Consider the following 25,973-nt stretch of genomic DNA (forward strand, 5'->3'; position numbering starts at 1 on the left):
CTTACGCCCACTCACCCTTGCGCATCACCGGCACCTTGCGGCCATCCTTGTGCACGCCGTCTATGTCGATCTTGTCGGAGCCGATCATCCAGTCGATGTGGATAAAACTCTTGTTGCCGCCGCGCTGGGCGATTTCGTCCTGGGTGAGCGAGGCGCCGTCGACGAAGCATTTTGAATAGCACTGCCCGAGCGCGATGTGGCAGGCGGCGTTCTCGTCGAACAGCGTGTTGAAGAACAGCAGGCCGCTGGCCGAGATCGGCGAGGAATGCGGCACCAGCGCCACCTCGCCGAGCCGGCGCGAACCCTCGTCGGTGTCGAGCACTTTCTTCAGCACGTCCTCGCCCTTCGAAGCCTTGGCCTCGACGATCCTGCCCTCTTCGAAACGCACCGAGATATCGTCGATCAGCGTGCCCTGGTAGGACAGCGGCTTGGTCGAGGATACACGGCCGGAGACGCGCCGTGCATGCGGCGTGGTGAAGACCTCCTCGGTCGGGATGTTCGGATTGCAGGTGACGCCGTTCTTGGCAGTCGAGGCGCCGCCCATCCATTCATGGCCATCGGCCAGCCCGACGGTGAGGTCGGTGCCCGGGCCGCTGAAATGCAGATCATGGAAATTGTGCTCGTTCAGCCACTTTGTGCGGCCGCGCAGCGCTGCATTGTGCGCCGTCCAGTTTGCGATCGGGTCTTCCACATCGACCCGTGATGCCGAAAAGATCGCATCGGCGAGCTTCACCACGGCGACATCGTCGGCATCGCCGGGGAAGACCTGTTTTGCCCAGGCGAGATCCGGGTAGGCGACGATGTTCCAGTTGATGTCGAAGCCGGTGATCTTTTCCAGCGCCGGCTGGTAGGCCATCGAGTTCGCCTTGTTGGCGCGCGCCACTTTCGCCGGGTCCTGCGCCGACAACAGCGACGGGTCCTCGCCGCGCACGGCAAGCCGCGCCGCATTGTTGGAAAAGGCCTTCGCCATGCCTTCATACATCCAGCCGGCGGCGCGGTCGAAGCCGGCATCCGCGCCGTAGCGGAAGCGCGCCAGCGTGATCTCGTCATCGTTGAAGATCGGCGTCACCAGGCCGGCGCCCGCTTTATAAGCGTGCTCAACGATGCGCCTGGTCAGCGGCAGTGCGGCGATCGACGAGGTCAGCACCAGATCCTGCCCCGGCTGCAATTGCAGCCCGACCTTGATGGCGACTTCCGCCAGCCTGTCGAGCTTCACCGGGTCGATCGTTGCGGAAACGCCGCGCGAATGTGTGGTCATGATCCTGCCTGCCTTGGTCCGGGAGTGAGAGTTCCAACATAGGCCGGCGCGGCTGTCCTTTCCAGCACCGTCGCGACGGACAGCCCTAGGCAGCGCTTTCCAGCGCGCTGAACTGCGCCACGGTCGCCGCGATTTCCTCGCGGATCCAGATCTTGAAATCGCGCACCTTGCGGCTTTCGGTCTTGGTCGCCGAGGTCACCAGCCAGTAGCCGAGGCCGCTCTGCGCCCGCACGCCGAAAGGCGCGACGAGGCGGCCGTCGGCCAGCGCATCGGCGGCCAGCAATTGCCAGCCGAGCATGACGCCATGGCCGGCGATCGCCGATTCCAGGCACAGCATCGGGTCGGTGAAGCGCGCGCCTTTGCGGAAGGTGACCGGCTCGGCTCCGGCGGCCTTGAACCAGCTCTCCCAGTTGACCATCGCCCGCTCGTCGGTGATGGCGCAGGTCTGTGCGAGGTCTTCGATCGACGTCAGCTTTTTGGCGATCACCGGCGCACAGACCGGAAAGACCTCCTGCGCCAACAAAAGTTCCGCCCGGCCGCCCGGCCATTTGCCGTCGCCGAGCCGGATGGCGATGTCGATGTCGGAACGCTCGAGATCGGCGAGCCGCACCGAGGCGTCGATGCGCAGCAGCACGTTGGGATGGCGGTCGAAATGCCGCGACAATCGCGGCAGCAGCCATTTCGAGGCGAAGGCCGGCGCCACCGAAACCACCAGCGTGCACTGGCTTGCCTCGTCGGCCAGCGCCACCGCCTGCGCCAGCTCGCGAAAACCGGCGCCCAGCCGGGCGGAAAAAACCGTGCCGAACTCGGTCAGCACCAGCCCGCTCGCCGTTCGTTCGAACAGCGCCTGTCCAAGCTGCTTTTCGGTGCGGTTGATCTGCTGGCTGACGGCGCTGACGGAGACGTTGAGCTCGCCGGCAGCGGCCGCCAGCGAGCCGAGGCGGGCGACGGTTTCGACGGCGCGCAGGCCGTTGAGATGGACGCGGTTCAGCATAGCCATTCCAGTTTTTCTAAACCGGCGCGGCCGAAATCTCAATTGAAAGACGGCGGAATAGAGCAGATTTTAGCGGGACAGTCAGACCGGCGAGTGGGCCGAGGAGGCAAGGATGGTGACGATCTTATCATTGCTCAAGATCTTTGCGGCTGTTGGCGCGCGGCAAGGCCCGCGCCATGCCGGCGACGCCGTCAATTGGGTGATCGATCCCCTGTCGCATCCGGTGTTCGACACCATGTCTGAGCGCGAGCTTGGCGACATGCCGTTCCGGCTGACGGCGCGCCGCACCGCCTACGAGACCGGCGCAATCGGCTGTGGTTGAGATTCTTAGACATTAGTCGCGAGCCTACTGGCCCAACACAAAGCGGATTGTTTCGGCGGCCGCCAAATCTATTGTGCGCTGCAATGAACGCTGCGCCATCACCCTTGCGTCTAGCCGTAGCCGGCATGATCGCCATGGCCGTTGCCATGGGCATTGGCCGCTTCGTCTACACCCCGATCCTGCCCGGCATGATGGAGGAACTGCATCTGTCGCCGGCCGATGCCGGCTGGATCGCTTCGGCCAACTATCTCGGCTACCTCGCCGGCGCGCTTGCGGCGGCCGGCGGCTGGGCGCATGGGCGCGAGCGGCTGCTGATGTTTGGCGGCCTTGCCGCAAGTGCTGCGCTCGCCGGCCTGATGGGGCTGAGCGAGACGATGACCGCCTTTGTCGTCATCCGCTTCCTTGCCGGCCTGGCCAGTGCCTTCGTCATGGTGTTCATGGCCTCGATCGTCTTTGGTCATTTGGCAGCCGCCAACAGAAGCGACCTGCAGGCGCTGCATTTCGGCGGCGTCGGTCTCGGCATCGCGGCATCCTCGGCGCTGATGGCGGTTCTGGTCACCGAACATGCCGGCTGGGCGTCGGGCTGGCTGTGGTCGGCGGCGATTTCCGCCGGCGGCCTTGCGCTTGTCGCCTGGCTTGCCGGCGGCACCGCGCCCGCTACCGGCCTGGCCGGGCGCGAACCGGCGCTGCCCAAGGACCGGTCGCTGATAAAAGTTATCGTTGCCTACGGCCTGTTCGGCTTCGGCTACGTGGTGACGGCGACGTTCCTCGTTGCCATCGTGCGCCAGGGCGGCGGCGGCCGCGTCTTCGAGGCGACCGTCTGGATGGTCACCGGCCTTGCCGGCTTCCCCTCGGTGTGGCTGTGGCAGAAGGTAGCGGCACGGATCGGGCTTTATGCCGCCTATGCCTTGGGCTGCCTGGTCGAAGTGGTCGGCGTCACCGCCAGCGTCGCCATGGGCGGCGCCGCCGGCCCGTTGCTCGCGGGCGTCCTGCTCGGCGGCACCTTCATCGCCGTTACAGCACTCGGCCTGCAGACCGCCAGGCAGCTCGTGCCGCAGGCGCCGCGCCGGATCTTCGCCATGATGACCGCCGCCTTCGGCATCGGCCAGATCGTCGGCCCTGTCGTCGCCGGCCTGCTGGCGCAAGCCTCGGGCAACTTCTTCCTCGCCTCGATCGTCGCTGCTGGCGTATTGCTGGTATCTGCTGGGAACACCTGGTCGGCCGCGCCAAAATCGCCATGATTGTGGTCTTGCTCGATGCCGGGCATCGGGCACGGGCATTTGCTTTCCACCTAATGTGTGACTTTATGCCCGCTGAACCCCGCTGATTTGCGCATCGACCGAGGATTTCACCACAGTGTTCGTATCCTTCTTCCCGCAGCCGAAGCTGTTTTTCACCTCGGCCGCCGTCTGGAGCCTTTTGCTCATCATAATTTGGTTTTTCGGCGGCCAAGAGCTGGGTACCCTGATTGGGCTTGCTCCGGTGGCAGCCGACACGCCCGTTGGCGTTGAAGTCTTTTGGTCTGACCCGTTCGTCTGGTTCTACCTATACTACGGCACAGGCGTAGCGCTTTTCGCTGGCTTTTGGAGGTGGTATTCACCCCATCCTTGGCAGAACTGGTCGATACTTGGGTCCGCGCTCATTCTCTTCGTGATCTATTTCCAGGTTCAAGTGGATGTAGCCTTTAACGCTTGGTACGGACCGTTCTACGATCTCATACAGCGGGCGCTCGGCAAGGCGTATTCGACAACGCCGTGGGATTTCTACAGCCAACTGCTGACCATCTCCTGGGTCGCTGGATTGGCCGTTGCCGTGGGTGTCCTTAACCTATTTTTTGTGAGCCATTGGATCTTCCGCTGGCGCACGGCGATGAATGAATACTACATGTTCTATTGGGACAGGCTTCGCACTATCGAAGGAGCGTCGCAGCGTGTCCAGGACGACACCATGCGCTTTTCCACGACGATGGAAGCACTCGGTGTGAATTTGGTCCGCTCGGTAATGACGCTGATCGCATTCTTGCCCGTTCTCCTCGTTCTGTCGAAAAATGTAACTGAATTGCCAATCGTCGGAGAGGTCCCTTACTCCCTAGTGGTGGTAGCGATTGTTTGGTCGATTTTTGGGACTACTTTCTTGGCGCTCGTCGGCATCAAGTTGCCAGGCCTCGAATTCCGTAACCAGCGCGTCGAGGCTGCCTATCGAAAAGAACTTGTTTATGGTGAAGATGATCCGAATCGTGCTCGGCCGCCCACTGTCGCCGAACTATTTAACAATGTGCGGCGAAATTACTTTAGGCTTTACTTCCACTACATGTATTTCAATGTGGCTCGCATATTTTATCTTCAGATAGATAATATATTCCCTTATATAGTATTGGTCCCAACGATGGTGGCCGCCAAAATCAGTTTGGGTCTATTGAACCGAATTCTCGATGCCTTCGGGCAAGTGCGCTCCTCGTTCCAATATCTCGTCAATGCGTGGACAACGATTGTCGAGCTTCTGTCCATTTACAAGCGCCTGCGTGCCTTCGAGGCAATTATCCACGGCGAGCCGCTTCCCGATATCGATCGTCGTTTCCTCGCGCGCCAGGCAAAGGAACCCGACCCGGCTTGATCCTATTTGCACAGACGGTTGGCGGCTCAGCCGCCCACCGCCGCCTGCCTCTCGCTACCACGTTGCCGCTGCACATAATCGCGAAAACTGATGCATTCGACGTCGGCTTTCACGCACGTCTCGTCGGCAAAGCGCTCCAGCGCGTTCCAGTAGGCGCCGTCATTCATCAGCGTGAAATGGAAGCTCAGCACCAGCGGGATGCGCTTGCCCTGATATTGCTTGTCGAAGGCGGCGCGGAACGCCTGGTAGGTCCGATCGCTGAACTCGGCTGCCTGGCTCGGCCGCTCGAAACCGCCGGAATGCCTGACATAGAGATTGTAGTCCATGGCGATCACCGGCCTTGAACTCGGGCCTTCCGGGATCTGTGGCAGCGAAAAGCGGGTCAAGCCGCCGCCGGTCGGCGGCTCGACCGGGCCGTTCGAGACGCCGCTGGCGTCATAGTGGTAGCCGGCTTCAGGCAGGGCCTCGTAGAGCCCTTTGCTGGTCGACAGATAGGGCGCGCGAAAGCCGACCACGGCATGGGCAATAGCGCGCCAGCCTGCGGGCTCGGGCGCAATGCCGTTGATCGTATAGGCGTTCTCCAGAATGCGCCCGAACGAGGCGAATTCCTTCAGCCAGTCGGCCTTGCTCCAGTCCTTGCCGTCGAAATGGCCGCAGCCATGGCTGGCAATGTCATGGCCCTCCGCAGCGGCAAGCCCGATCTGGTCGAGTCGGTCCGCGACTTCCTGCTTCGAGACGGCAAAGCCGATGTTGGATTTGCCCGCGGACCTGGCCGGCGCGGTGTATTCGGCGCGTGTCTGCTGCGACAGCAGGAACACGCAGGAAAGGAAGTAGGTAAAATGCGCGCCGGTGCGCTTGGCTAGCGCCCGGCTGCGCTGCCATTGCGATATCTCACGGGCGCTGTCGAACGAGATGATGACGATCTGCTTCGGCTTTGCCGGGGATGGCGCCGCCGGCGGGTCGGCGAAAGCCGCACCAGCCATGGCAAACACGGCTGAGGAAAACGCAACAACGCGGGACAAACGTGGCATCGGCAATCTGGGCTTGATCTGGAGGCAGTCCAAGCCGGCTATCGGCAAAATGTGGCGTGGGTGCGATCAACGTCGGCAGCTATGCGCCTGGCGATTAGCCGATTTTCCTGCCGAGCCCCTTCCATGCCCGCGAAATTTCGCTAAAACGCGGGCTCAAGAAGCGCCCCTGTTGGGGCAGCAATGGTTTTGATTGATGTCCGACGACAGTTTTATCCGCGAAGTCAACGACGAGATGCGCCGCGAAAAGGCGCAGGCGCTGTGGGATCGTTTCGGTCCGGCGCTGCTTGGTCTTGCTATCCTGGTGGTGCTCGGCACCGCGGCCTTCGTCGGCTACCGCTATTGGGACGAGACCCGCGCCAACCGCTCGGGCGATGCCTTCTCGCAGGCGCTGAAGCTTGCCAATGACGGCAAGAACGACGAGGCGCTGACAGCGCTCGAACAGCTGGAAAAGGATGGCTACGGCGCCTATCCACTGCTCGCCGGTATGCGCGCGGCAACCGTCAAGGCCGACAAGGGCGACTTTGCCGCCGCCGTTACGGATTTCGATGGCGTCGCCGCCGACACCGCCATTCCGCAGGGCATTCGCGACATGGCGCGCCTGCGGGCAGCCCTGCTGCTCGTCGATCACGGCTCCTTCGCCGATGTCTCCAGCCGCGTCGAGGCGCTGACCGCCGACAACAACACGCTGCGCCACACGGCGCGCGAAGCGCTCGGCCTTGCCGCCTGGAAGGAAGGCAAGACCCAGGATGCGCTGAAGCTGTTCGACCAGATCGCCGCCGATGACGGCGCCCCGCGCAACGCGCGCCAGCGGGCGACGCTGATGTCGGAATTGATCCGCGGCTCGGGCGCGTCATGATACGCATCGCCCAAAATGCGCTGCGGTTTTGGGCGATGGATGACGGATTGTAGGGCCGGATGAGCTTCAAAGTCGCCATTATCGGCCGTCCCAATGTCGGCAAATCGACGCTTTTCAACCGGCTTGTGGGACGGAAGCTGGCGCTTGTCGACGACACGCCGGGCGTCACCCGCGACCGTCGCGTCCACGCGGCAAAACTCTACGATTTGCATTTCGATGTCATCGACACCGCCGGCTTCGAGGACGCCGCCGCTTCGACGCTGCCCGGCCGCATGCGCGCGCAGACCGAGATCGCCATCCGCGAGGCCGACCTGATCTTCTTCACCATCGACGCCAAGTCCGGCCTGCTGCCCGACGACCGGACCTTTGCCGAAATCGTGCGCAAGTCCGGCAAGCCGGTCGTGCTGGTCGCCAACAAGGCCGAGGCCAAGGGCGCCCAGGGCGGCATGCTGGAAGCCTGGGAACTGGGCTTGGGCGAGCCGATCCCAGTCTCGGCCGAGCATGGCCAGGGCATGCCCGATCTGCGCGACGCGGTGATCAAGGCGCTGGGCAAAGACCGCGCCTTCGGCGAGGAAGAAGATGAGGCCGAGGACGTCGCCGCCAGCGAGGTGCTGATCGGCGAGGACATCACCGATCCCGACGCCGAACCCGCCTATGACGACACCAAGCCGATGCGCATTGCCGTCGTCGGCCGGCCCAATGCCGGCAAGTCGACGCTGATCAACGCGCTGATCGGCGAGGAGCGGCTGTTGACCGGCCCGGAAGCCGGCATCACCCGCGATTCCATCTCCGTCGACTGGGACTGGCATGGCCGTCGCCTAAAACTGTTCGACACTGCCGGCATGCGGCGCAAGGCCAGGATCCACGAGAAGCTGGAAGTGATGTCGGTGCAGGACGGCCTGCGCGCCATCCGCTTTGCCGAGATCGTCATCATCGTGCTCGACGCCACCATCCCGTTCGAGAAGCAGGACCTGCAGATCGCCGACCTGATCATCCGCGAAGGCAGGGCGCCGGTCATCGCCTTCAACAAATGGGACCTGATCGACAATCCGCAGGGACTGCTGGCGGAACTGCGCGAAAAGACCACACGGCTTTTGCCGCAGGTGCGCGGCATCCAGGCGGTGACCGTTTCGGCCGAGACCGGGCGCAGCCTCGACAAGCTGATGGATGCCGTCATCAAGACGCACAAGGTGTGGAACAGCCGCGTTTCCACCGGCAAGCTCAACCGTTGGCTGGAAAGCATTCTGGCGCATCACCCGCCACCCGCCGTCGCCGGCCGCCGGCTCAAGGTCAAATACGTCACCCAGGCCAAGACCCGGCCGCCGGGTTTCGTCGTCCAGTGCTCGCGGCCCGACGCGATGCCGCAATCCTATGTCCGCTACCTCTCCAACAGCCTGCGCGAAGCCTTCGACATGCCCGGCGTGCCGATCAGGATAGCGCTGCGGACTTCGGACAACCCGTTCGCGGGGAGAGCGAACAAGCGCAAGTGAGCGGTGACGGTTGCGAAATTCTCCGCAAGATTGGCGGGGCAGCACCCCCCTCTGCCCTGCCGGGCAAGATCAAAAATTGGCGAAAGCGTTGATGACAGCAATCTCCCCCCTTGAGGGCCCTTGAGGGGGAGATGTCCGGCAGGACAGAGGGGGGTGTGACGGAACGCGACACCGGGTGATCACCGCGTCTAAGCGACCTCTCTCAACCGCTCGTCCTGCGGCAGCGCCGCCACCGCCGCGTGCCACCAAATATCCGCCAGCCGCGTCGCCACCGGGTCCAGTTCGGCGTCTTTCTGGTGCATCACCAGCGCCATGGTTGGCAGCGCGGGTAAGCCCAACGTTTGCGGTGCCATCGTCCTGACATTGGCCGGCAGGCCGATATCCGTGCGGATGGTCAGGCCGAGGCCGGCGGCGACCGCCGCCCAGATGCCGCCAAGGCTGGGGCTGGAGAAGGCCATCCGCCATGGCAGGCCGGCGCGGTCGAGCGTTTCCGTCGTCACTGTGCGCAGCAGGCATGGCGCTTCCAGCGCCACCAGCGGCAGTGCCTCGCCCTCGCGTAGCCTGGTCTCGATCAGCTTTGCCGGCCCGATCCAGCGCAATTGCGCGTCGCCGACATGCCGGCTGTAAGGCAGCGCCTGGCCGCTGTCCCAGGCCAGCGCAATGTCGAGATTGCCTGATGTGATCCGCTCGGCGAGTTCATAGCTGCGCCCGATCCGCGCCTCGATCTTGACCTTGGGGTGCGCGCGGGCGAAGCGTCCGAGCACCTCCGGCAGCACCGCCTCGCCGAAATCCTCCTGCAGGCCGAGCCTGACCCAGCCTTCCAGTTCCACGTCGTGGATGGCCGAGGCCGCCTCGTCGTTCAACTCGAGCAGCCGCCTGGCATAGCCGAGCATGGTTTCGCCGGCTTCGGTCAACGCCAGTCCGCGGCCCGACTTGCGGAAGATCGGCGTCGCCGCCTGGTCCTCCAACTTCTTCAGTTGCGCGCTCACCGCCGAGGTCGAGCGTCCAAGCCGGTCGGCGGCCTTGGCGAAGCTGCCGAGTTCCATGCCGGTGACGAAGCTTCGGAGGACATCGAGGTCGAAGGTTACGCGGCGCATCACAACGATCCTGTTTTTCGGGAACAATTGTCAAAAACTTACCGATATTCGGGATGAAGTTATGGCGGTAAAGACGAGGCGTCAAGGTCCGGAAAGGGCATCAACAGGAGTCCCGCCATGTCGATTGCCGACGCAAATTGTGAGCCAGGCCGGGTTGGCCGAGCCGCCGCCGTCACGTCGAAGGCTGAACGATTTCGCGCCAATCATCGCTGGAAGGTGCTTGGCATCGGCGTTGCCGCCAATGCCAGTTTCTCCGCCACCTTCGCCGGCATACCGGCGGCGGCGGTGTTTCTGCGGTCGGGCTATCACTTGAGCAATGGCAATCTCGGCCTGGTCCTCGGTCTTCTCGGACTGGGCGTTGCCTTGAGCGAACTGCCCTGGGGTCTGCTCACCGACCGCTGGGGCGATCGCGGCGTGCTATTGACCGGCCTTGGTGCGACCGCGGCGTGGCTCGCCCTGATGGCGTTGTTCATCGTGCCCTCAGTGACCTATGTGCCTGGCGTCGCAATGCTGGCCGCATGCCTTCTGGTCACCGGCCTGCTCGGCGGCAGCGTCAACGGTTCCAGCGGCCGCGCCATCATGGCCTGGTTCCACGAAGGCGAACGTGGCTTTGCCATGAGCATCAGGCAGACCGCGGTGCCGCTCGGCGGCGGGCTCGGCGCGCTGGTCCTGCCGTCGCTGGCATCGGTGCACGGTTTCGCGGCGGTCTTCGGGCTGCTGGCCGCCATGAACGCCGTCTCTGCGCTGTTTGCCTGGCGATGGCTGCACCAGCCGCCGGAACTGGACAATGCCGGCAGCATGGCCATGGCAAAGTCGGGCGGTCCGGCGCCGCTGCGCAATGTCGAGGTCTGGCGCATCGCCACCGCCATCGGCCTGCTCTGCTTTCCGCAAGTGGCGGTGCTCACCTTCGCCTCCGTCTTCCTGCACGATTTCGCCGGCATGGCCACGCTCACGATCAGCGCCAGCCTTGCCGCGGTGCAGACCGGCGCGATGGTGATGCGCGTCTGGAGCGGCCGCTTCACCGACCGCCATGGCAACCGCCGCTGGTTCCTGCGCCTCTGCAGCATGACGAGCGCGCTTGGCTTCGCGGCCGTCGGCCTGCTGGTCCTGGCGGCAGGAGCCACGCCAGACGCCCATGCCGCGTTGATCCTGGCGATCGCCGTGCTGCTGGTCGTTGCCGGCATTTCGGTCTCCGCCTGGCATGGCGTCGCCTACACCGAACTCGCCACGCTTGCCGGCGCCAGCCGCGCCGGAACCGCGCTCGGTCTTGCCAACAGCTTCGTCTTCATCGCCTTCTTCGTGGTGCCGACCGCCATTCCGGCATTGCTGCTCATCTGGTCGTGGCCTGGCGTCTGGCTGGTGGGCGCGCTCTGCGCCTTGATTGCATGGCCAATTTTCCTGCGGCCGAACTGACGGGTTGCCGGTCGGCAAACGGCGTCCCATTTCGGGCCGCTTCGGAAAAACACGATCAACCGCGTTAACCCCGCATCAAGGTTAATGCTTCACTTTGGCTCTCCAGTGGCTCAGTGGCGTTTCTGGAGAGTTCCCCGTGCATCGACGTGTCCTGAAGCGGCTGGCCGCCGCCGCCGGTGAGAAAAAACGTTCCTTCCTATCGCCATTGGTCATCGGGCTCGGCATCTGGATCGGCTTTCCGACCGTCGTCGCCTACCAGGACATGGGCAGCTTGATTTCCGGCCTCGAAGCTTCGGGCACCCGCTGGAACTCTTATGTCGAGCGCTCCGTCGCCGGCTCGGTTCATGCCGCCGAAATGCCTTTCATCGATTCCGTCACCACCGGTTCGCTCTCGGGCTCGGGCGTGCGCCTGCCCGGCGTCGGCAAGGTCTCGTTTCGCGGCAAGGGCAATGTCGCCGGCATCACGCCCGACGAGGACCGCATCATGCGCGCCGACAAGAAGGGCCGCATCATCCAGGTCTCGCCGGTGGCGCCGCCGAAGAACTTCAATGCCGGCTCGATCTTTCAGCGCACGTCCTCGCTGCTGCGGCCGAGCATGGACAGCGGCCTGAAGCTCGCCTTCGCCAAGCCCGGCATCAAGGGCAAGGAAATCCAGATCGCCCAGGCCTTCCACACCAATGTGGACAAGAAGCCCGATCCCGGCGTGCCGGCCATGCTTGCCGCCCTCGTCAACAATGACAGACCGGACGTGCTGGCCACCGCCTATGCCCAGGCCGAACCAGATTACGCCAAGGCCTCGCCCTTCGAAGCGCTGCTGCAGGACGAGGAGCCGAGCAGCGGGCGCTTCATTCCGCCGATGGCCAAGGGCGATCATTCGTGGATCCAGAACCCGCTGCCGGCCAGCGTCTTCTCCACGAAGGAGCAGGCCTGCCTTGCCAACGGCATCTATTTCGAGGCGCGCGGCGAATCCGTGCGCGGCCAGGCCGCCGTCGCGCAGGTCATTCTGAACCGAGTCCGCAATCCGGCCTATCCGAACTCGATTTGCGGCGTCGTCTACCAGAACGACAACTGGCTGAACCGCTGCCAGTTCTCCTTCGCCTGCGACGGCCGCAAGAAGCGCATCGAGAGCCCCGCCCACTACAAGACCGCGCAGGACGTCGCGATGGCGGTCACCGCCGGCAAGATCTTCATTCCCGAAGTCGGCTCATCGACCCATTACTACGCCAACTATGTCCATCCGGGCTGGGCGCGCACGATGCAGAAGATGACCAAGATCGGCCTGCATATCTTCTACCGCACGTATGGCGGCGGCTGGAGCTGAGCCCTTCGGCTTGCCTGTCGCAAACGAACCGCAAAGGCCCTGGAAGCCGAAATCGGACAGCGGTCGCCGGACGGATTCGGGGCATGTGCCGACCCGATAGTGCCGGGCACGATGTCGCACCTCGCCAAGTGGTTGATTCCAATAGAAAAAATACATGGCTTTGAAGTCCCGCCCGTGGCTTGACGGGCGCAAACCCTCTAACTATGTTGCCGGCGACTTTAGAAGCGGACGGACGGTGACGGTCTGACCGGGCAGGGGGGTTACGATGGCCGACAAGAACGGGCCAGACGGAACCGGAGAAACCGGCCGCGGCAGCAAGCACGAGGCCGACATCCGCGACGAAGATCTCGAACGCCGCCGGCGTGAGCTTGGAGCATCGCTTGCGACAAGACGGCCGGATCAGCTCGAGGGGAATGACGGCGCGAAAGCGACGGCCGGATATGGCCAGGCGCTCAAGCTGTCCAGCGAGTTCATCGCCGGGATAGTGGTGGGTGTGGGCCTTGGCTGGTTTCTGGATCGCGTGGCGGGAACCTCGCCATGGGGTCTGGTCGTCGGCTTGTTGCTGGGCTTTGGCGCCGGCGTGCTCAATGTCCTGCGTTCGTCAGGTGTTGTGGCGGAATTCGGAAAAAGCGAGAAGTCGCACGATCCGAAAGAATGAAATGGCGCGCCGCCAATGGCGCACAAGGACACTTAAGGCCGCTCGCGGTTTTGACGGGGATGTAAATGGCTGCTGACAAGGTCGATCCGATCCACCAGTTCCATATCGTCAAGCTGATTCCGATCAATATCGGAGGCTATGACCTGTCCTTCACCAATTCGTCCCTGTTCATGGTCGCGACCGTGCTCGTCGCATCGGCGTTTCTGTACCTCTCGACCTCCAGCCGCAGCCTTGTTCCCGGGCGCCTGCAGTCGGTTTCGGAAATGGGCTACGAGTTCGTCTCCAACATGCTGCGCGACGCCGCCGGAACGCAGGGCATGAAGTTCTTCCCCTTCGTGTTCTCGTTGTTCATGTTCGTACTGGTCGCCAACCTGCTTGGCCTTTTCCCGTACTTCTTCACCGTCACCAGCCACATCATCGTCACCTTCGGCCTCGCAGCCCTGGTGATCGGAACCGTCGTTGTCTACGGCTTCACGAAGCACGGTCTGGGTTTCCTCAAGCTCTTCGTGCCGCATGGCGTTCCGGTGTTCCTGCTGCCACTGGTGGTGCTGATCGAAGTGATCTCCTTCGTGTCGCGCCCGGTCAGCCTCTCGGTTCGTCTGTTCGCCAACATGCTGGCCGGCCACATCACACTGAAGGTGTTTTCGGGCTTCGTCGTCAGCCTGAGCGCGCTCGGCGCCGTCGGCGTTGCCGGTTCGGTGTTGCCGCTGGCCATGGCAGTCGCGCTGACCGCGCTGGAATTGCTGGTCGCTTTCCTGCAGGCCTACGTCTTTGCGGTGCTGACCTGCATGTATCTGAACGACGCCCTGCATCCCGGGCACTGACCTAGAATTTCCGGCATCTTTCGCCGGATGGAATTGCAACGAATTACAGATCCAAAGGAGTTTAAAATGGACGCAGAAGCAGCAAAGTACATCGGCGCCGGTATCGCTTGCCTGGGCATGGGCGGCGCGGGCATTGGCCTCGGCAACATCTTCGGCAGCTACCTGGCGGGCGCCCTGCGCAATCCGTCGGCCGCCGATGGCCAGTTCGGCCGCCTGATTTTCGGCTTCGCCGTGACCGAAGCTCTGGGCATTTTCTCGCTTCTCATCGCGCTTCTCGCCCTGTTCGGCTGAGCCCCTGTTCGGCCAATATCGGTCGGACGAGCATTGGGAAGAATTGGCTGGCCGCATTCCTGCGGCCATGCCTGATATCAGGGGATAGTCCATGTTCGTGACATCTGCGTTTGCGCAAGAGTCCGCACCCGCCGCTGAAGGCGCCCATACCGGTACGGAAGGCGGCACGCATTCCGGCGCCGGCGTGCCTGCCGAGGCGCACGGCACGTTCCCGCCATTCGATCCGGCGACGTTTCCGTCCCAGCTTCTGTGGCTGGCGATCACGTTCGGGCTGTTCTATCTGTTCCTGAAGAAGGTGGTGATGCCGCGCCTTGGCGGCATCATCGACGTCCGCAGCGATCGCATCACGCAGGACCTCGACCAGGCCGCCAGGCTGAAGGGCGAGGCCGACGCCGCCGTTGCCGCTTACGAGCAGGAACTTGCGGAAGCCAAGGCCAAGGCCAACGCGATAGGCCAGCAGGCCAACGACGCTGCCAAGGCTGAAGCCGAGGCTGCCCGCAAGAAGGTCGAGGCCGCCCTCGACAAGAAGCTCGGCGAGGCCGAGGCCAGCATTGCTTCCATCAAGGCCAACGCCATGAAGGAAGTCGGCACGATTGCCGAGGACACCGCTTCAGCCATCGTCGATGCGCTTGTCGGCGGCAAGACGAGCAAGGCCGAGATCTCGGCTGCGGTCAAATCCGTGGCCCGGTGAGGAGCACATCATGGACGCCACATCTCTCGCAACGCTCTGGGCAACAGTTGCCCTCGTCATTTTCCTCGGCGTTGCCGTTTACATCAAGGTGCCAGGCCTGATCGCCAAGTCGCTCGACGCCCGTGCGACCAAGATCAGCGACGAGCTTGCGGAAGCCCGCCGGTTGCGCGAAGAGGCCCAGCAACTGCTCGGCCAATACCAGAAGAAGCGCAAGGAAGCAGAGCAGGAGGCCGCAGCCATCGTCGCTGCCGCCAAGCGCGAGGCCGACATGCTTGCCGCCGAGGCGCACAAGAAGACCGAAGACTATGTCACCCGCCGCACCGCGCTTGCCGAGCAGAAGATCGGCCAGGCCGAGCGCGAAGCCGTCGCCGAAGTGCGCGCCAGCGCCGTCGACATCGCCGTCGAGGCGGCCCGCACGCTGCTTGCCGGCAAGATCGACGCCAAGGCCGGCGCCGACCTGTTCAAGTCCGCGCTGCAGGACGTGAAGGCCAGGCTGAACTGAGCGGGGTAACTCGCTGACATCAAGCCGCCCGGGCAACCTGGCGGCTTTTTTGTTGAGCGCGGACAATCTCCCCCCTTGAGGGGGAGATGTCGCCAAAGGCGACAGAGGGGGTCGGTGCGACCGGGCGCGACGCATTCTGCTGCGAAGAAGGGCTGGCGCTTCACGCGCGGCGACCCCCCTCTGGCCTGCCGGCCATCTCCCCCTCAAGGGGGGAGATTAGCTGTCCAACCCGACAAACCCTTCTTCCTCAACCACCTCAACTCCACCCAGCCTGAACGGCGCGAATGACGCCCGGTGCAGCCTTGCCACCGGACCATGCGCTTCGATCGCGGTGCGGTGCCGCACGGTGGCGTAGCCCATGTGGACTTCGAACCCGTAGCGTTCGTGGTGGCTGCCGCAGCCGCACATCATGCGGTCGCGCATCACCTTGGCGACGATCGAGGCGGCGGCGATCGATTGCGAGCGCTGGTCGCCCTTGATCAGCGCGCGGCCTTCGCAGAGGAGGCCCGGCGGCACATCGCGGCCATCGGCCAGCGCCAGCTTCGCCTGGATCGGCAGGCCGGCAAGGGCGCGGCGCATGGCTTCCAGGCTGGCCTTGAGGATATTGCTGCCGTCAATGCCTTCGGCGCTGACCGAGGCCATCGACACGCCGAGCGCTGACCCCAGGATTTTCAGGAACAGCGCCTCGCGCTGCAAATGGTTGAGCCGTTTGGAATCGTCTAGCCCGTCGGGAATGTTGGCGGGATCGAGGATCACCGCCGCCGCCACCACCGGCCCGGCCAGCGGACCGCGGCCGGCCTCGTCCATGCCTGCCACCGGCCACAGGCCTTCAGCCATCGCCTTCGTCTCGAAGGAGAAGTCGGGCTTTTCGACGATTTCTAAAAGAAGCGGAGAATCGGAACGCGCGCGAGCCATGTTGCGGCGAGGTTCGCATCGGCTCCGATTCTCCGCAAGTCCCTCCAGGGTCGAGTGGGGCAAGACCGGGAGGGCACCGTCTGCAGGCCGGGGGACAGGCCGGACGGGATTCTTGGGTCGCCTGCCAACCACGAGGGCAGGGCAGGCGCTACTCTCAGAGCAGCATCAGCTGCTCGGTCGCCTTGGCGGCGGCGACAAACTGGTCGGTTCGGAGGGTGCGCCGCTCGGCGTTGAGGCCGAGCCGCTTGGCCGTGATCTCGAAGCGCCGGCCGATCTGCCAGGCATAGGGGCCGGCGCCTTTCATCCGCTTGCCCCATTCCGAATCATAGTCCTTGCCGTCGCGCATCGAACGGATCAGCGACATCACGTGCCGGTAGCGGTCGGGATAATGGCGCAGCAGCCAGTCCTTGAAGATCGGCGCCACCTCGAGCGGCAGGCGCAGGATGACATAGCCGGCCTCGCGGGCGCCTGCGGCGCGTGCCGAATCGAGGATGCGCTCCATCTCCTGGTCGGTCAGGCCGGGAATGATCGGCGCCACCATGACAGAGGCCGGGATGCCGGCATCGGAAAGCTGCCGGATTGCCTCAAGCCGCTTGGTCGGCGTCGACGCGCGTGGCTCCATGGTGCGCGCCAGCATGCGGTCCATCGTCGTCACCGACAGCGCCACCTTGGCCAAGCCCCGTTCGGCCATGCGCGACAAGATGTCGATGTCGCGCGTCACCAGATGGGATTTGGTGACGATGCCGACCGGATGGCCGCGCGCCTCCAGCACTTCGAGGATCTCGCGCATGATCCGGTATTGTTTCTCGATCGGCTGGTAGGGATCGGTGTTGGTGCCGATCGCGATGGTGCGCGGCTGATAGCCATCCTTCGACAGTTCCTTGTCGAGCAGCCGCGCCGCATCCGGCTTGGCAAACAGCTTCGCTTCGAAATCCAGCCCCGGCGACAGGCCCATGAAGGAATGCGTCGGCCGGGCGAAACAATAGACGCAGCCATGCTCGCAGCCGCGATAGGGGTTGATCGAGCGGTCGAAGGAAATGTCGGGCGATTCGTTGCGGGTGATGATGGTGCGCGGCTTCTCGACCTGCACTTCGGTCTTGAACGGCGGCAATTCCTCCAGCGAATTCCAGCCGTCGTCGAACACATGCCGGCTGACCGGCTCGAACCGGCCGGACGGGTTGATGCCCGCGGAACGGCCGCGGTTGCGATCCGGACGGACGCGCATGCCGCTCTGTTCGATCATCGCATTGGCCATCTCGGCTCGCCCTGCTCCGAAAGCAGCAATGTCCGCACGCACGATATGTTCCATTTTGGCCCTTTCCCAAGGACTGTCGGCTGGCTGTCGAATCGCTCTGTTCATGAAAATAATCCTATTTCGCTGATGAGAACAAAGCAAGAACTTTTTCGTTGGGCCATGCAAAACTGGCGCTGCGCCGGGCTTTCCGCTATTCGGCTAAAAATGCTCAGCGTTCTCATCGAAACCCGGGATGACGAAGAAGGCCTTGCCCGCACGCTCGCCTCGTTGATCGGCGGCGCGGTCGAGGGCGTGGTGCGCGATGTCATCGTCTGCGACACCGGCTCGACCGACCAGACGCATCGGGTTGCCGATCATGCCGGCTGCCACTTCGTGGCCGGCGGCATTGCCGCGGGAATCAGGCAGGCGAAGGGTGACTGGCTGCTGTTTCTGGAACCCGGCGCAAGGCTGGCGGAGGGCTGGATCGACGACGTTGTCGCTCACACGGCGCGGCAAACCATGCCGGCGCGCTTTTGCCGTGCGCGCGGCAGCCGCACGCCGTTCCTGTCACGGGTGTTTTCGGGCAACCGGGCGCTGGCCGAAGGGCTGGTCATCAGCAAGCGCCAGGCCGCTGCCCTGTCGAAGAACGCGCACAGCGCCGAAGCCCTTGCGCGCGGTCTCGCCACCAGGCGGCTCGACGCCGAAATCTGGCTGGCGCCGAAGAAGTGATGTTTCTTCCTTTTCCCCGTTCACGGGGAGAAGGTGCCCGAAGGGCGGATGAGGGGCAGCGTCGGCGTCTCATCCGCATTGGCACGGTCGCAGCACCATCCCTCTTTTTCGCCGCAAAAAGCTATTGTGCATTGCACAAAAGCTGACGCGGGATTAGCATTCCGTTGATGCGGGATATCGGGGTTTGGGTAGTGCCGGAGCGGTAAGCAAGCGCCGCGTCGTCGTTGCTGCCGTTCATATCTGAGGACCCCGATGAACCTTTCGTCCCCTGACAAATCCGGCGCCCCCAGTCTGGAAGCCATTGCCCGCAACGGCAGCCTGCTCCGCCGCATTGCGGTGCGTATCCCGACCTATCTGTCCGACCTGCGCGAAAATCCCGCATGGCTGCCGATGTTCGTGCTTGCCCGCACCATGCCGGCGCGCAAACTGCACTGGCTTGGCGCCAAAGCCGCGCGCCCCGCGCAGAGTGCCGGAGCGACGATGTTCAGGGGCGTCGACCTCAAGTCGATCGTCGCGGCGCTGCGCGCCGATGGCCTGTTCTCCGGACTGGTCCTTCCGCAGGCAATCCACGAAGAGATCGCCAGCTTTGCTCAGAGCACGCCGTGCTTCGGCAATTTCGACCGCCGGCTCGAATTCATGCCCGGAGAACACGCAGAAGCCGAGAAGCGGTTCGGCCGCTCTTTGCTCAGCGGACACTATTTCGAGCGCATCCTCGGCTGCAAGGCGGCACTCGCCATCCAGAACGACCCGCTGCTGCTCGACATCGCCCAGCACTATCTGGGCGGGCAGGCAAAGCTGATCACCACGCGTGTCTGGTGGAGCTTTCCGACCGGCGAGGCTTCCGACGCCGACAAGAACCTTGCCTCGCTCGGCAAATATCATTTCGATCTCGACGACTGGCGGATGCTGAAATTCTTCTTCTATCTCAAGCCCTGCGATGCCGGCACCGGCCCGCATGTCTATGTCAAAGCCAGCCACAACAGGCGCAGCCTCAAGCACCAGCTGACGCTGCTGGTCGGCCATCCGGCGCAAGACGTGCTCAAGGTCTATGGCGACGACAGCCCGGTCACGCTGACCGGCGAGGCCGGCCTCGGCTTCGTCGAGGACCCGTTCGGCTTCCACATGGGCACCGTGCCGTCCACCACGCCACGGCTGATGATGGAGGTCGGCTTCGGCGTCTCGCCGCCCTCGCGCCGCCGCTTCCACGGCGAGCCGGTCATCCGCTGACGCCGGAGCGGATCTCGACCGGCATCCAGCGCGCTTGCCGCCGGGCAATGCGACCCTCTTTGTTCTCGGCATCATAGTCCATTGGGACCGGCTCGCGGTTGAACCGCGGCCGGTCATCCAGCGCATTGACGATGACGATCGCTCTCGGTTCGCCGTCGGTGGTCACAGCAGCGACATAGACGCCGCAGTCCCGGCAGATGAGATAATCGGCGGTGCGCAATCCGAACCGGTATCGGTGCAGCCGCGCCTCGTCCTCGACCGAGACGATCAATCGGCCCTGCGGATCGGCAGCGGCGCGCGAACCATGCCGGACACAGAACGCGCACTGGCAGGCGCGGATCTCCACCTCGGCCGGCTCGATTCCCGTTTCGAACGTCAGGTGGATGTTGCCGCAATGGCAGCCGCCGCGGTGCGCGCTCATTGGATCTCTTCCGTCTTGACTTGGCGACAGACTATCCGCCCGACGACCCGGAGGAAATGACCTCTCGAAGGCGCAGCCGCCATTCTGCCTGACAAAGGCAGCACTTGGCCGGCTTTGCCTTGGTTTACGAGGCGGCCTTGCCGCGCCGCAAATGCTCGTCCAGGCGCGGCATGATCTCGACGAAGTTGCAGGGCATGTGGCGGTAGTCGAGCTGCGGTTTCAGGATGCCGTCCCAGGCGTCCCTGCAGGCGCCGGGCGAGCCCGGCAGCACGAAGACGAAGGTGGCGTTGACGACGCCGCCCGTCGCCCGACTCTGCACTGTCGAGGTGCCGATCTTGTCGTAGGAAATGCGGTGGAACACTTCGGAAAAGCCATCCATGCGCTTCTCGAAGATCGGCTCCAGCGCCTCCGGCGTCACGTCGCGGCCGGTAAAACCGGTGCCGCCGGTGGTGATGACGACATCGATGTCTTCGTCGCGCGACCAGCCCAGCACCTTGTCGCGGATTTTCTCCCGGTCGTCGGTGACGATGTCGCGCGCGGCCAGGACATGGCCGGCCTCGACGATGCGATCGGCCAGCGTCCGCCCTGATTTGTCGTCGGCAAGGCTGCGCGTATCGGACACCGTCAGCACCGCGATGCGCACCGGGATGAAGGGGCGGCTTTCGTCAATTTTGGTCATCGGCCCCCTCTGAAGCGATGCTTCGTGTCGCGGCGACAAACCACTCCGGTTCGCGGCTGCGGATCTCGGCGGCGGCGCGCTTGGCGACATTGCCGGTCTCGAACAGTCCGAAGCATGTCGCGCCGGAGCCCGACATGCGCGAGAATCCAGATCCGGCCCTGTTCAGCAGGGAAAGCGCTCGGCCGATGGGCGGCTGGATCGCCTGCGCCGCCGGTTCGAGATCGTTGCGGGTGATCTCCAGCCAGTTGCGGACACTGTGGAAGTCAAATGCACGCGGCAGCGGCGGCAATCCCTCATTGTCGCGTTTCTCAAGTGCGTTGAACACATCAGGCGTCGAGACGGCGACGCCGGGATTGACCAGCACCAAAGCGAGCGCCGGAAAATCCGGCACCAGCGACAGCTCGTCGCCGACGCCACGCGCAACCAGCGGTTTTGCCGCAAGACACATCGGCACGTCGGCGCCGAGCGTGAGACCGATCCGGCTCAGTTCGGCCTCGCCGATGTCGAGCCCCCAGGTCCGGACAAGACCCTGCAATACCGCCGCCGCGTCGCTTGAGCCGCCGCCGACGCCGGATGCGATCGGCAGGTTCTTTTCCAGCCGGATGGCAACCGGCGGCGTGCTCTGCTGGCCGGCCTGCCTGCGCAGCGCCTCGCGCGCCTTCACCACCAGATTGCTGTCGTCGATCGGCACGGAAGTCGCGTAACGGCCCGATACGGAGAACCGGTCGGCGTCGGCAGGCTCGATCTCGACCCTGTCGCCGAAGCGGGTGAAAACGACCAGGCTCTCGAGCAGATGGTAGCCGTCGGCGCGCTTGCCGGTGACGTGCAGCGCCAGATTTATCTTGGCGGGCGCAAGCCACGTCCGGGCTGCGGCATCCAAACTGTCGGCTGCTGACGGGATGATGCTCAGTCCTTGGCCAGGCGGTATTCGCCGGTCTTGGGATCCTGGACCAGCGTGCCGTTGGTGCCGTTGGCTGCCTGCTTTTCGGTGCGCCGCACCTTGGCGGTCACACGTTCGGCCTCGCGGACGAAGGTGCGGTAGCCGAAATAAGCGGCGGCGCCGACAACTGCGAAGAAAATGATCTGTGGCATTTCAAAGCTCCTCCCTCGCAAGACGGCAAGGCAGACTGTCAAGCGCTCATGCTAGACGCTTTCCCCGCTTTTTCAAAGCCCGAAGCGCGCCCACAATGCGCGCTCTTCCGCCGCATCGATCACGCCCCTTGCGGCGGCGGCGGCAATATCGGGCGCTGAAAAGTTCGAGCCGAACAGGCCGATGCGGCCAAACAGGCCACGCGGCGCGGTGACCAGCCTGAGCTGGGTTTTCGCGCCGAAGCGGGTTTTCAGTACCGTGCGCATGTCGCTCAACGCATCGACGAGGCCAAGCTCCAGCCCTTTCTTGCCGGTCCAGAACAGGCCGGTGAACAGGTCCGGATCGTCCTTCAGCTTGGTGCCACGGCGTTCCCTGACCAGGTCGATGAAGGTCTCGTGCACTTCCAGCTGCAGCGCCTTCAGGCGCTCGACGTCTTCCCTCTTCTCCGGCTTGAACGGGTCGAGCACCGCCTTGTTCTGGCCGGCGGTGTGGACACGGCGCTCGACACCGATCTTCTTCATCAACTCGGGAAAGCCGAACGAGGCCGAGACGACACCAATCGAACCGACGATGGAGGACGGATCGGCAAAGATCTCGTCGCCGGCGACCGCGATCATGTAGCCGCCCGAGGCCGCCACATCCTCGACAAAGACCAGCACCTTTTTGTTCTTCTCGACCGCGAGGTCGCGGATGCGCTTGAAGATCAGCCGCGACTGCACCGGCGAGCCGCCAGGCGAATTGATTGAAATGGCGACGGCGGGCGCATCGAACAGGAACGCCTTTTCGATGAGGGCGGCGGTGGACGCCAAGGACAGGCTCGGCCGGAACGGGCCGCCGCCGGCCATGATGGTGCCATGCAGCCTGATGACGGGAATGGTGACGACGCTGGATCGCCAGGATTTCGGCAGCAGGCGGTTGAAAAGGCGTTTCACGAGGTGGCTGTCTCCAAATGGCTTCAACGCATGTAGGGATTTGCCGGTCAACGGCAATGCTGCAATCCATCTCAGCCAACTGTGTGCCGGTTTTGCGGCAACGACACTGACGGGCCTAAATCAATCGCCAAACAGCGACGCCAGTTCGTTGTTGATCATCTCGGTTCGTTCCGACGGGCCGTCGCCCGTTTGCCCATGCAGCATCAAAGGCGGGCGGATCGACAGCTTGCCGCGCGCGCCGAGCGCTGCCCTGACCACAATGCGGATTGCGGCTGCTTCCGGGCGCGGATGCACGGCCAGCATCTCGGCGTCGCCGAAGCGGCCCGACAGCGCATCGAGGAGGTCGCCAAGCTGTTCCGGCCGCGCAATGACGGCCAGGCCCCCGCGCGGCTTGGCGACGGCAGCCGCACTTCGGATCCAGCTCTCGAACAGCCCGTCGTCCATGACATGCGCTTGCCGCCGCAGCGGATCTGGCGTGGCGCGGTCCTGCGCCGCGTTGAAGGGCGGGTTCATGATGACGAAATCGAAGGAATTGTCGGCAAGGCCGGCTTGCGTCCGCGCCCGGCCCGACAGCGTGACGTCGGCGGTCAGCACCGAGGCGCGATTGCCGAGATGCGCATTGCCGGGATGGGCGAGCGTGGTTGTGGCGAAGCCTGCCATCTCGGTCGACCGTTCGACGAGCACGACCTGCGCCTCTGGGCAGCGCGACAGCACGGCAAGACCCGCCGCACCGGCGCCGGCGCCGAAATCGGCGAGGCGTCCAGCAAAGCCGGATGGAACTGCTGCCGCCAGCATCATGGCATCCATCCCGGCGCGATGCCCTGTCCTGGGCTGGACCAGCCAGAAGCGGCCGCGATGGAAGGCATCGACCGTATGGGCCGGCGTATCGCTGGTAAGCGCGCTCGCTTCAGCCATTATGTCTGGCGGATTTCGTTCTCGATGCCGGCGTCTTTCAAGATGCGCCGCGCCTGATCGGCCTGGTCGGCATCGACCATGACGCGCTTCTGCAAAAGACCGATCGACCCTTCGAGAATGCTCATGTTCTGGTCGGCGACGAAGCAGGCAATCCCGGCATCGCGCATCAGCGATTCGACAAAGGAGATGATCACGGCATCGTTGGTGCGCACGAGTTCTATCATCGGACGAAGTTCGCAGGTTGCAGCGTTGATGTAAACGCTGGAGCATGGCGCCGAAAAGTGTGGAGCGGTTTTCGGGCAACGGCATGCGGTCGCTAAGGTTGACACGCCGTCACCGCAGCCGCGCCAATTCGCCTCTTGCCGTGCCCGTATGTGCCGCCCTAGAGTCCCAGGCGGGACCAGGGTGCCGTCGCACGCGTGATCAAAGACGGGAGTGTTTGTTGGTGGGTGTCGTTCTCAACATCGAAAACGGGAAGCGGGAACCCGCCTCCATCAAGGATCTCATCGACCTGACAGCAGCCGATATGGGGCGCGTCAACAAACTGATCCTGTCCAAGGCCGGCTCCGACGTCGAGATGATCCCGGAGGTCGCCAATCATCTGATCTCGTCGGGCGGCAAAAGGCTGCGTCCCATGCTGACGCTCGCGGCGGCCCAGATGTTCGGCTATTCCGGCGAGGGCCACGTCAAGCTCGCCACCGCGGTCGAGTTCATGCACACCGCCACGCTGCTCCATGACGACGTCGTCGACGAGAGCGGCATGCGGCGCGGCAAAAAGACTGCCCGCATGATCTGGGGCAACCAGGCGAGCGTGCTGGTCGGCGATTTCCTGCTCGGCCAGGCTTTTCGCATGATGGTCGATGTCGGTTCGCTGGAAGCGCTCGACATCCTGTCCAGCGCCGCCTCGATCATCGCCGAGGGCGAGGTGATGCAGCTGGCGGCCGCCAAGAACCTCGATACCACCGAGGACGAGCATTTCGCCGTCATCAAGGCCAAGACCGCGGCGCTGTTCTCGGCTGCCGCCGAGGTCGGTCCGGTCATCGCATCGGCGACGCGCAACGATCGCGCCGCATTGCGCTCCTACGGCATGAATCTCGGCCTTGCCTTCCAGCTCATCGACGATGCGCTGGATTATGGCGGCTCCAGCCAGGAGCTGGGCAAGAATGTCGGCGACGATTTCCGCGAAGGCAAGGTTACGCTGCCGGTCATCCTCGCCTACCGGCGCGGCACCAAGGCCGAGCGCACCTTCTGGAAGCGCGCCATCGAGGACAATGTCACCGACGATGCCGGACTGGAAAAGGCCATCGGCCTGATGACCCGCCATGGCGCCATTGCCGACACCATCGGACGCGCCCGCCATTTCGGCGAGATCGCCCGTGACGCGCTGGCGCCGCTGGAGGCGACGCCGCAGAAATCGGCGCTGATCGACGTCATCGACTTCTGCATCAGCCGGGTGAACTGATCCGCGCCTGGCGCCAAAGAAAGTTTGCATGCAAAATCGGGCAATCACCGCTCGACAATCGGCAGCAGTGCAAATTATCTATAAAACATGGCAAAGACCGCAGACGACACCATCGCCATGCGCATCAGCAAGGTGCTGGCGGATCGCATCATATCGGGTGCGATCGAACCCGGCGCCCGGCTGCGGCAGGATCACATCGCCGAGGAATTCCAGACCAGCCATGTCCCGGTGCGCGAGGCCTTTCGGCGCCTAGAGGCGCAAGGGCTGGCGGCCAGTGAGCCCAGGCGGGGCGTACGCGTCGCCGCCTTCGACCTCGGCGAAGTCAGGGAAGTCGCCGAAATGCGCGCAGCCCTCGAAGTGCTGGCGCTGCGCCATGCCGCGCCGCATCTGACGGCTTCCATTCTCAATCTTGCCGAAGAAGCCACAAAGGCCGGCGACAAATCCCGCGATGTCCGCTCTTGGGAGGAGGCCAACCGCACCTTCCACCGGCTGATCCTGGCGCCCTGCGGCATGCCGCGGCTCATCGCCACCATCGACGATTTGCACGCCGCAAGCGCCCGCTTCCTGTTCGCCGCCTGGCGCTCGGAATGGGAAATCCGCACCGACCAGGATCATCGCGCGATCCTGAGCGCGCTGCGGCAAGGCAACACCGAATCGGCCGCGGCCACGCTTGGCCGGCACGTCCAGTGGATCGGCCAGAAACCGGTCAAGACCGCGTCGGGCAAGATGCGCGAAGCGTTTGCCATCGTCGGGTAGGGACGAAGGGACAAGTCGTCGGATTCCGCGCGTAGCGATCCTTCACACCCCCCTCTGTCCTGCCGGACATCTCCCCCGCAAGGGGGGAGATCAACAGCTTTGCCGTTGCGTTAGTCCTGCAACGTCGGCCATTGGCGAAAGCAAAGGCGACATCCGATCTCCCCACTTGCGGGGGAGATGGCCGGCAGGCCAGAGGGGGGTGCTGTCCCGCCAGCCTTTCCAAATGTCCTTTATTCGACACGCAAGCCCAAG

29 protein-coding genes are annotated in these 25,973 nt (G+C 64.0%); 16 read left to right on the forward strand and 13 right to left on the reverse strand.

Going from position 1 to position 25,973, the window contains the following annotated elements; translation table 11 throughout:
• Position 1 precedes the first annotated feature (1 nt).
• Together ACYG9Z_RS20845 and ACYG9Z_RS20850 are read right to left on the reverse strand one after the other, a co-directional pair.
• Complete coding sequence (locus tag ACYG9Z_RS20845) at positions 2-1,258, reverse strand: aminopeptidase (protein WP_023684389.1); 1,257 nt, start codon at positions 1,256-1,258, stop codon at positions 2-4.
• 85 nt (positions 1,259-1,343) lie between these two features.
• Positions 1,344-2,258, reverse strand: coding sequence for a LysR substrate-binding domain-containing protein (locus tag ACYG9Z_RS20850; protein WP_023752591.1), 915 nt, complete (start codon positions 2,256-2,258; stop codon positions 1,344-1,346).
• 106 nt (positions 2,259-2,364) lie between these two features.
• On the opposite strand from ACYG9Z_RS20850, the gene ACYG9Z_RS20855 reads away from it, so the two are divergent.
• The 3 genes from ACYG9Z_RS20855 (at position 2,365) to sbmA (ending at position 5,187) form a co-directional block, all read left to right on the forward strand.
• Positions 2,365-2,574 (forward strand): hypothetical protein, encoded by a 210-nt coding sequence (locus ACYG9Z_RS20855; RefSeq protein WP_023732136.1) that lies wholly within the window; start codon positions 2,365-2,367, stop codon positions 2,572-2,574.
• 83 nt (positions 2,575-2,657) lie between these two features.
• Positions 2,658-3,815, forward strand: a complete 1,158-nt coding sequence (locus ACYG9Z_RS20860) for a YbfB/YjiJ family MFS transporter (protein WP_023752592.1) — start codon at positions 2,658-2,660, stop codon at positions 3,813-3,815.
• 115 nt (positions 3,816-3,930) lie between these two features.
• Complete coding sequence (gene sbmA / locus ACYG9Z_RS20865) at positions 3,931-5,187, forward strand: peptide antibiotic transporter SbmA (RefSeq protein ID WP_023668493.1); 1,257 nt, start codon at positions 3,931-3,933, stop codon at positions 5,185-5,187.
• 26 nt (positions 5,188-5,213) lie between these two features.
• On the opposite strand, the gene ACYG9Z_RS20870 is transcribed toward sbmA, so the two are convergent.
• The gene (locus ACYG9Z_RS20870; RefSeq protein WP_023752593.1) at positions 5,214-6,218 is read right to left on the reverse strand and encodes a polysaccharide deacetylase family protein; all 1,005 of its coding nucleotides are present in this window, start codon (positions 6,216-6,218) and stop codon (positions 5,214-5,216) included.
• Positions 6,219-6,411: 193 nt separating this feature from the next.
• On the opposite strand from ACYG9Z_RS20870, the gene ACYG9Z_RS20875 reads away from it, so the two are divergent.
• Both ACYG9Z_RS20875 and der read left to right on the forward strand, forming a co-directional pair.
• Positions 6,412-7,074, forward strand: a complete 663-nt coding sequence (locus ACYG9Z_RS20875) for a tetratricopeptide repeat protein (RefSeq protein ID WP_023752594.1) — start codon at positions 6,412-6,414, stop codon at positions 7,072-7,074.
• A 59-nt stretch (positions 7,075-7,133) separates the two neighbouring features.
• On the forward strand, positions 7,134-8,564 hold the full coding sequence (gene der / locus ACYG9Z_RS20880) for a ribosome biogenesis GTPase Der (RefSeq protein WP_460222844.1): 1,431 nt from the start codon (positions 7,134-7,136) through the stop codon (positions 8,562-8,564).
• Positions 8,565-8,752: 188 nt separating this feature from the next.
• Here der and ACYG9Z_RS20885 read toward each other — a convergent pair whose 3' ends face one another.
• Positions 8,753-9,661: a LysR substrate-binding domain-containing protein gene (locus ACYG9Z_RS20885; protein WP_023752596.1), complete on the reverse strand. Its 909-nt coding sequence runs from the start codon at positions 9,659-9,661 to the stop codon at positions 8,753-8,755.
• Between the two features lie 117 nt (positions 9,662-9,778).
• On the opposite strand from ACYG9Z_RS20885, the gene ACYG9Z_RS20890 reads away from it, so the two are divergent.
• The 7 genes from ACYG9Z_RS20890 (at position 9,779) to ACYG9Z_RS20920 (ending at position 15,361) form a co-directional block, all read left to right on the forward strand.
• Complete coding sequence (locus ACYG9Z_RS20890) at positions 9,779-11,074, forward strand: MFS transporter (protein WP_023752597.1); 1,296 nt, start codon at positions 9,779-9,781, stop codon at positions 11,072-11,074.
• Between the two features lie 136 nt (positions 11,075-11,210).
• Positions 11,211-12,395, forward strand: a complete 1,185-nt coding sequence (locus tag ACYG9Z_RS20895; RefSeq protein ID WP_023752598.1) for a cell wall hydrolase — start codon at positions 11,211-11,213, stop codon at positions 12,393-12,395.
• A 265-nt stretch (positions 12,396-12,660) separates the two neighbouring features.
• Positions 12,661-13,053, forward strand: coding sequence for an AtpZ/AtpI family protein (locus ACYG9Z_RS20900; protein WP_023668486.1), 393 nt, complete (start codon positions 12,661-12,663; stop codon positions 13,051-13,053).
• Positions 13,054-13,118: 65 nt separating this feature from the next.
• On the forward strand, positions 13,119-13,877 hold the full coding sequence (locus ACYG9Z_RS20905) for a F0F1 ATP synthase subunit A (RefSeq protein ID WP_023668485.1): 759 nt from the start codon (positions 13,119-13,121) through the stop codon (positions 13,875-13,877).
• A 66-nt stretch (positions 13,878-13,943) separates the two neighbouring features.
• Complete coding sequence (locus tag ACYG9Z_RS20910) at positions 13,944-14,168, forward strand: F0F1 ATP synthase subunit C (protein WP_006206606.1); 225 nt, start codon at positions 13,944-13,946, stop codon at positions 14,166-14,168.
• Positions 14,169-14,259: 91 nt separating this feature from the next.
• A complete protein-coding gene (locus ACYG9Z_RS20915) occupies positions 14,260-14,859 on the forward strand; it encodes a F0F1 ATP synthase subunit B (RefSeq protein WP_023668484.1) in 600 nt (199 codons plus the stop codon).
• Between the two features lie 10 nt (positions 14,860-14,869).
• Positions 14,870-15,361, forward strand: coding sequence for a F0F1 ATP synthase subunit B (locus ACYG9Z_RS20920; RefSeq protein ID WP_023668483.1), 492 nt, complete (start codon positions 14,870-14,872; stop codon positions 15,359-15,361).
• Positions 15,362-15,577: 216 nt separating this feature from the next.
• On the opposite strand, the gene ACYG9Z_RS20925 is transcribed toward ACYG9Z_RS20920, so the two are convergent.
• Positions 15,578-16,276, reverse strand: a complete 699-nt coding sequence (locus ACYG9Z_RS20925) for a ribonuclease HII (RefSeq protein WP_023687104.1) — start codon at positions 16,274-16,276, stop codon at positions 15,578-15,580.
• A gap of 154 nt (positions 16,277-16,430) precedes the next feature.
• Positions 16,431-17,585 carry a PA0069 family radical SAM protein gene (locus ACYG9Z_RS20930; protein ID WP_023684378.1) on the reverse strand — a complete coding sequence of 385 codons (1,155 nt, stop codon included), beginning with the start codon at positions 17,583-17,585 and terminating at the stop codon, positions 16,431-16,433.
• A gap of 150 nt (positions 17,586-17,735) precedes the next feature.
• Between ACYG9Z_RS20930 and ACYG9Z_RS20935 the strand changes: the two genes are divergently transcribed.
• Complete coding sequence (locus tag ACYG9Z_RS20935; RefSeq protein ID WP_023687105.1) at positions 17,736-18,239, forward strand: glycosyltransferase; 504 nt, start codon at positions 17,736-17,738, stop codon at positions 18,237-18,239.
• 252 nt (positions 18,240-18,491) lie between these two features.
• Positions 18,492-19,466 carry a hypothetical protein gene (locus tag ACYG9Z_RS20940; protein ID WP_023709899.1) on the forward strand — a complete coding sequence of 325 codons (975 nt, stop codon included), beginning with the start codon at positions 18,492-18,494 and terminating at the stop codon, positions 19,464-19,466.
• On the opposite strand, the gene ACYG9Z_RS20945 is transcribed toward ACYG9Z_RS20940, so the two are convergent.
• From ACYG9Z_RS20945 to ACYG9Z_RS20975, 7 genes are all read right to left on the reverse strand, one after another.
• Entirely contained in the window at positions 19,456-19,887 is a 432-nt protein-coding gene (locus ACYG9Z_RS20945; protein WP_023709898.1) for a GFA family protein, read from the reverse strand. The genes ACYG9Z_RS20940 and ACYG9Z_RS20945 overlap by 11 nt on opposite strands.
• Before the next feature lie 124 nt (positions 19,888-20,011).
• Positions 20,012-20,566 (reverse strand): molybdenum cofactor biosynthesis protein B, encoded by a 555-nt coding sequence (gene moaB, locus ACYG9Z_RS20950; RefSeq protein WP_023732120.1) that lies wholly within the window; start codon positions 20,564-20,566, stop codon positions 20,012-20,014.
• Positions 20,553-21,446 carry a 4-(cytidine 5'-diphospho)-2-C-methyl-D-erythritol kinase gene (locus ACYG9Z_RS20955; protein WP_023747562.1) on the reverse strand — a complete coding sequence of 298 codons (894 nt, stop codon included), beginning with the start codon at positions 21,444-21,446 and terminating at the stop codon, positions 20,553-20,555. Before ACYG9Z_RS20955 ends, moaB begins: the two co-directional genes overlap by 14 nt.
• Positions 21,447-21,472: 26 nt before the next feature.
• A complete protein-coding gene (locus ACYG9Z_RS20960) occupies positions 21,473-21,658 on the reverse strand; it encodes a membrane protein (RefSeq protein ID WP_023668475.1) in 186 nt (61 codons plus the stop codon).
• Positions 21,659-21,730: 72 nt separating this feature from the next.
• Positions 21,731-22,588, reverse strand: coding sequence for a S49 family peptidase (locus ACYG9Z_RS20965; RefSeq protein ID WP_023687110.1), 858 nt, complete (start codon positions 22,586-22,588; stop codon positions 21,731-21,733).
• A gap of 120 nt (positions 22,589-22,708) precedes the next feature.
• A complete protein-coding gene (locus tag ACYG9Z_RS20970) occupies positions 22,709-23,503 on the reverse strand; it encodes a tRNA1(Val) (adenine(37)-N6)-methyltransferase (RefSeq protein WP_031244180.1) in 795 nt (264 codons plus the stop codon).
• Complete coding sequence (locus ACYG9Z_RS20975) at positions 23,503-23,727, reverse strand: putative signal transducing protein (RefSeq protein ID WP_023692106.1); 225 nt, start codon at positions 23,725-23,727, stop codon at positions 23,503-23,505. The genes ACYG9Z_RS20970 and ACYG9Z_RS20975 overlap by 1 nt, the downstream gene beginning before the upstream one ends.
• A 221-nt stretch (positions 23,728-23,948) precedes the next feature.
• On the opposite strand from ACYG9Z_RS20975, the gene ACYG9Z_RS20980 reads away from it, so the two are divergent.
• Both ACYG9Z_RS20980 and ACYG9Z_RS20985 read left to right on the forward strand, forming a co-directional pair.
• Positions 23,949-24,965 carry a polyprenyl synthetase family protein gene (locus ACYG9Z_RS20980; RefSeq protein ID WP_023668471.1) on the forward strand — a complete coding sequence of 339 codons (1,017 nt, stop codon included), beginning with the start codon at positions 23,949-23,951 and terminating at the stop codon, positions 24,963-24,965.
• Between the two features lie 87 nt (positions 24,966-25,052).
• Positions 25,053-25,721: a GntR family transcriptional regulator gene (locus ACYG9Z_RS20985; protein ID WP_023732118.1), complete on the forward strand. Its 669-nt coding sequence runs from the start codon at positions 25,053-25,055 to the stop codon at positions 25,719-25,721.
• Positions 25,722-25,973: the final 252 nt, after the last annotated feature.

It is taken from the genome of Mesorhizobium sp. RSR380A, from assembly GCF_054719385.1.

Bases quoted from the DNA above. Each gene is read 5' to 3' on its own strand.
- ACYG9Z_RS20850 (WP_023752591.1), bottom strand. From the start codon at position 2,258: ATGGCTATGCTGAACCGCGTCCATCTCAACGGCCTGCGCGCCGTCGAA.
- ACYG9Z_RS20855 (WP_023732136.1), top strand. From the start codon at position 2,365: ATGGTGACGATCTTATCATTGCTCAAGATCTTTGCGGCTGTTGGCGCG.
- ACYG9Z_RS20930 (WP_023684378.1), bottom strand. From the start codon at position 17,585: ATGGAACATATCGTGCGTGCGGACATTGCTGCTTTCGGAGCAGGGCGA.
- ACYG9Z_RS20960 (WP_023668475.1), bottom strand. From the start codon at position 21,658: ATGCCACAGATCATTTTCTTCGCAGTTGTCGGCGCCGCCGCTTATTTC.
- ACYG9Z_RS20845 (WP_023684389.1), bottom strand. From the start codon at position 1,258: ATGACCACACATTCGCGCGGCGTTTCCGCAACGATCGACCCGGTGAAG.
- der (WP_460222844.1), top strand. From the start codon at position 7,134: ATGAGCTTCAAAGTCGCCATTATCGGCCGTCCCAATGTCGGCAAATCG.
- moaB (WP_023732120.1), bottom strand. From the start codon at position 20,566: ATGACCAAAATTGACGAAAGCCGCCCCTTCATCCCGGTGCGCATCGCG.
- ACYG9Z_RS20885 (WP_023752596.1), bottom strand. From the start codon at position 9,661: ATGCGCCGCGTAACCTTCGACCTCGATGTCCTCCGAAGCTTCGTCACC.
- ACYG9Z_RS20975 (WP_023692106.1), bottom strand. From the start codon at position 23,727: ATGATAGAACTCGTGCGCACCAACGATGCCGTGATCATCTCCTTTGTC.
- ACYG9Z_RS20940 (WP_023709899.1), top strand. From the start codon at position 18,492: ATGAACCTTTCGTCCCCTGACAAATCCGGCGCCCCCAGTCTGGAAGCC.
- ACYG9Z_RS20970 (WP_031244180.1), bottom strand. From the start codon at position 23,503: ATGGCTGAAGCGAGCGCGCTTACCAGCGATACGCCGGCCCATACGGTC.
- ACYG9Z_RS20925 (WP_023687104.1), bottom strand. From the start codon at position 16,276: ATGGCTCGCGCGCGTTCCGATTCTCCGCTTCTTTTAGAAATCGTCGAA.
- ACYG9Z_RS20905 (WP_023668485.1), top strand. From the start codon at position 13,119: ATGGCTGCTGACAAGGTCGATCCGATCCACCAGTTCCATATCGTCAAG.
- ACYG9Z_RS20870 (WP_023752593.1), bottom strand. From the start codon at position 6,218: ATGCCACGTTTGTCCCGCGTTGTTGCGTTTTCCTCAGCCGTGTTTGCC.
- ACYG9Z_RS20920 (WP_023668483.1), top strand. From the start codon at position 14,870: ATGGACGCCACATCTCTCGCAACGCTCTGGGCAACAGTTGCCCTCGTC.
- ACYG9Z_RS20945 (WP_023709898.1), bottom strand. From the start codon at position 19,887: ATGAGCGCGCACCGCGGCGGCTGCCATTGCGGCAACATCCACCTGACG.
- ACYG9Z_RS20915 (WP_023668484.1), top strand. From the start codon at position 14,260: ATGTTCGTGACATCTGCGTTTGCGCAAGAGTCCGCACCCGCCGCTGAA.
- ACYG9Z_RS20935 (WP_023687105.1), top strand. From the start codon at position 17,736: ATGCTCAGCGTTCTCATCGAAACCCGGGATGACGAAGAAGGCCTTGCC.
- ACYG9Z_RS20890 (WP_023752597.1), top strand. From the start codon at position 9,779: ATGTCGATTGCCGACGCAAATTGTGAGCCAGGCCGGGTTGGCCGAGCC.
- ACYG9Z_RS20900 (WP_023668486.1), top strand. From the start codon at position 12,661: ATGGCCGACAAGAACGGGCCAGACGGAACCGGAGAAACCGGCCGCGGC.
- ACYG9Z_RS20860 (WP_023752592.1), top strand. From the start codon at position 2,658: ATGAACGCTGCGCCATCACCCTTGCGTCTAGCCGTAGCCGGCATGATC.
- ACYG9Z_RS20910 (WP_006206606.1), top strand. From the start codon at position 13,944: ATGGACGCAGAAGCAGCAAAGTACATCGGCGCCGGTATCGCTTGCCTG.
- ACYG9Z_RS20875 (WP_023752594.1), top strand. From the start codon at position 6,412: ATGTCCGACGACAGTTTTATCCGCGAAGTCAACGACGAGATGCGCCGC.
- ACYG9Z_RS20985 (WP_023732118.1), top strand. From the start codon at position 25,053: ATGGCAAAGACCGCAGACGACACCATCGCCATGCGCATCAGCAAGGTG.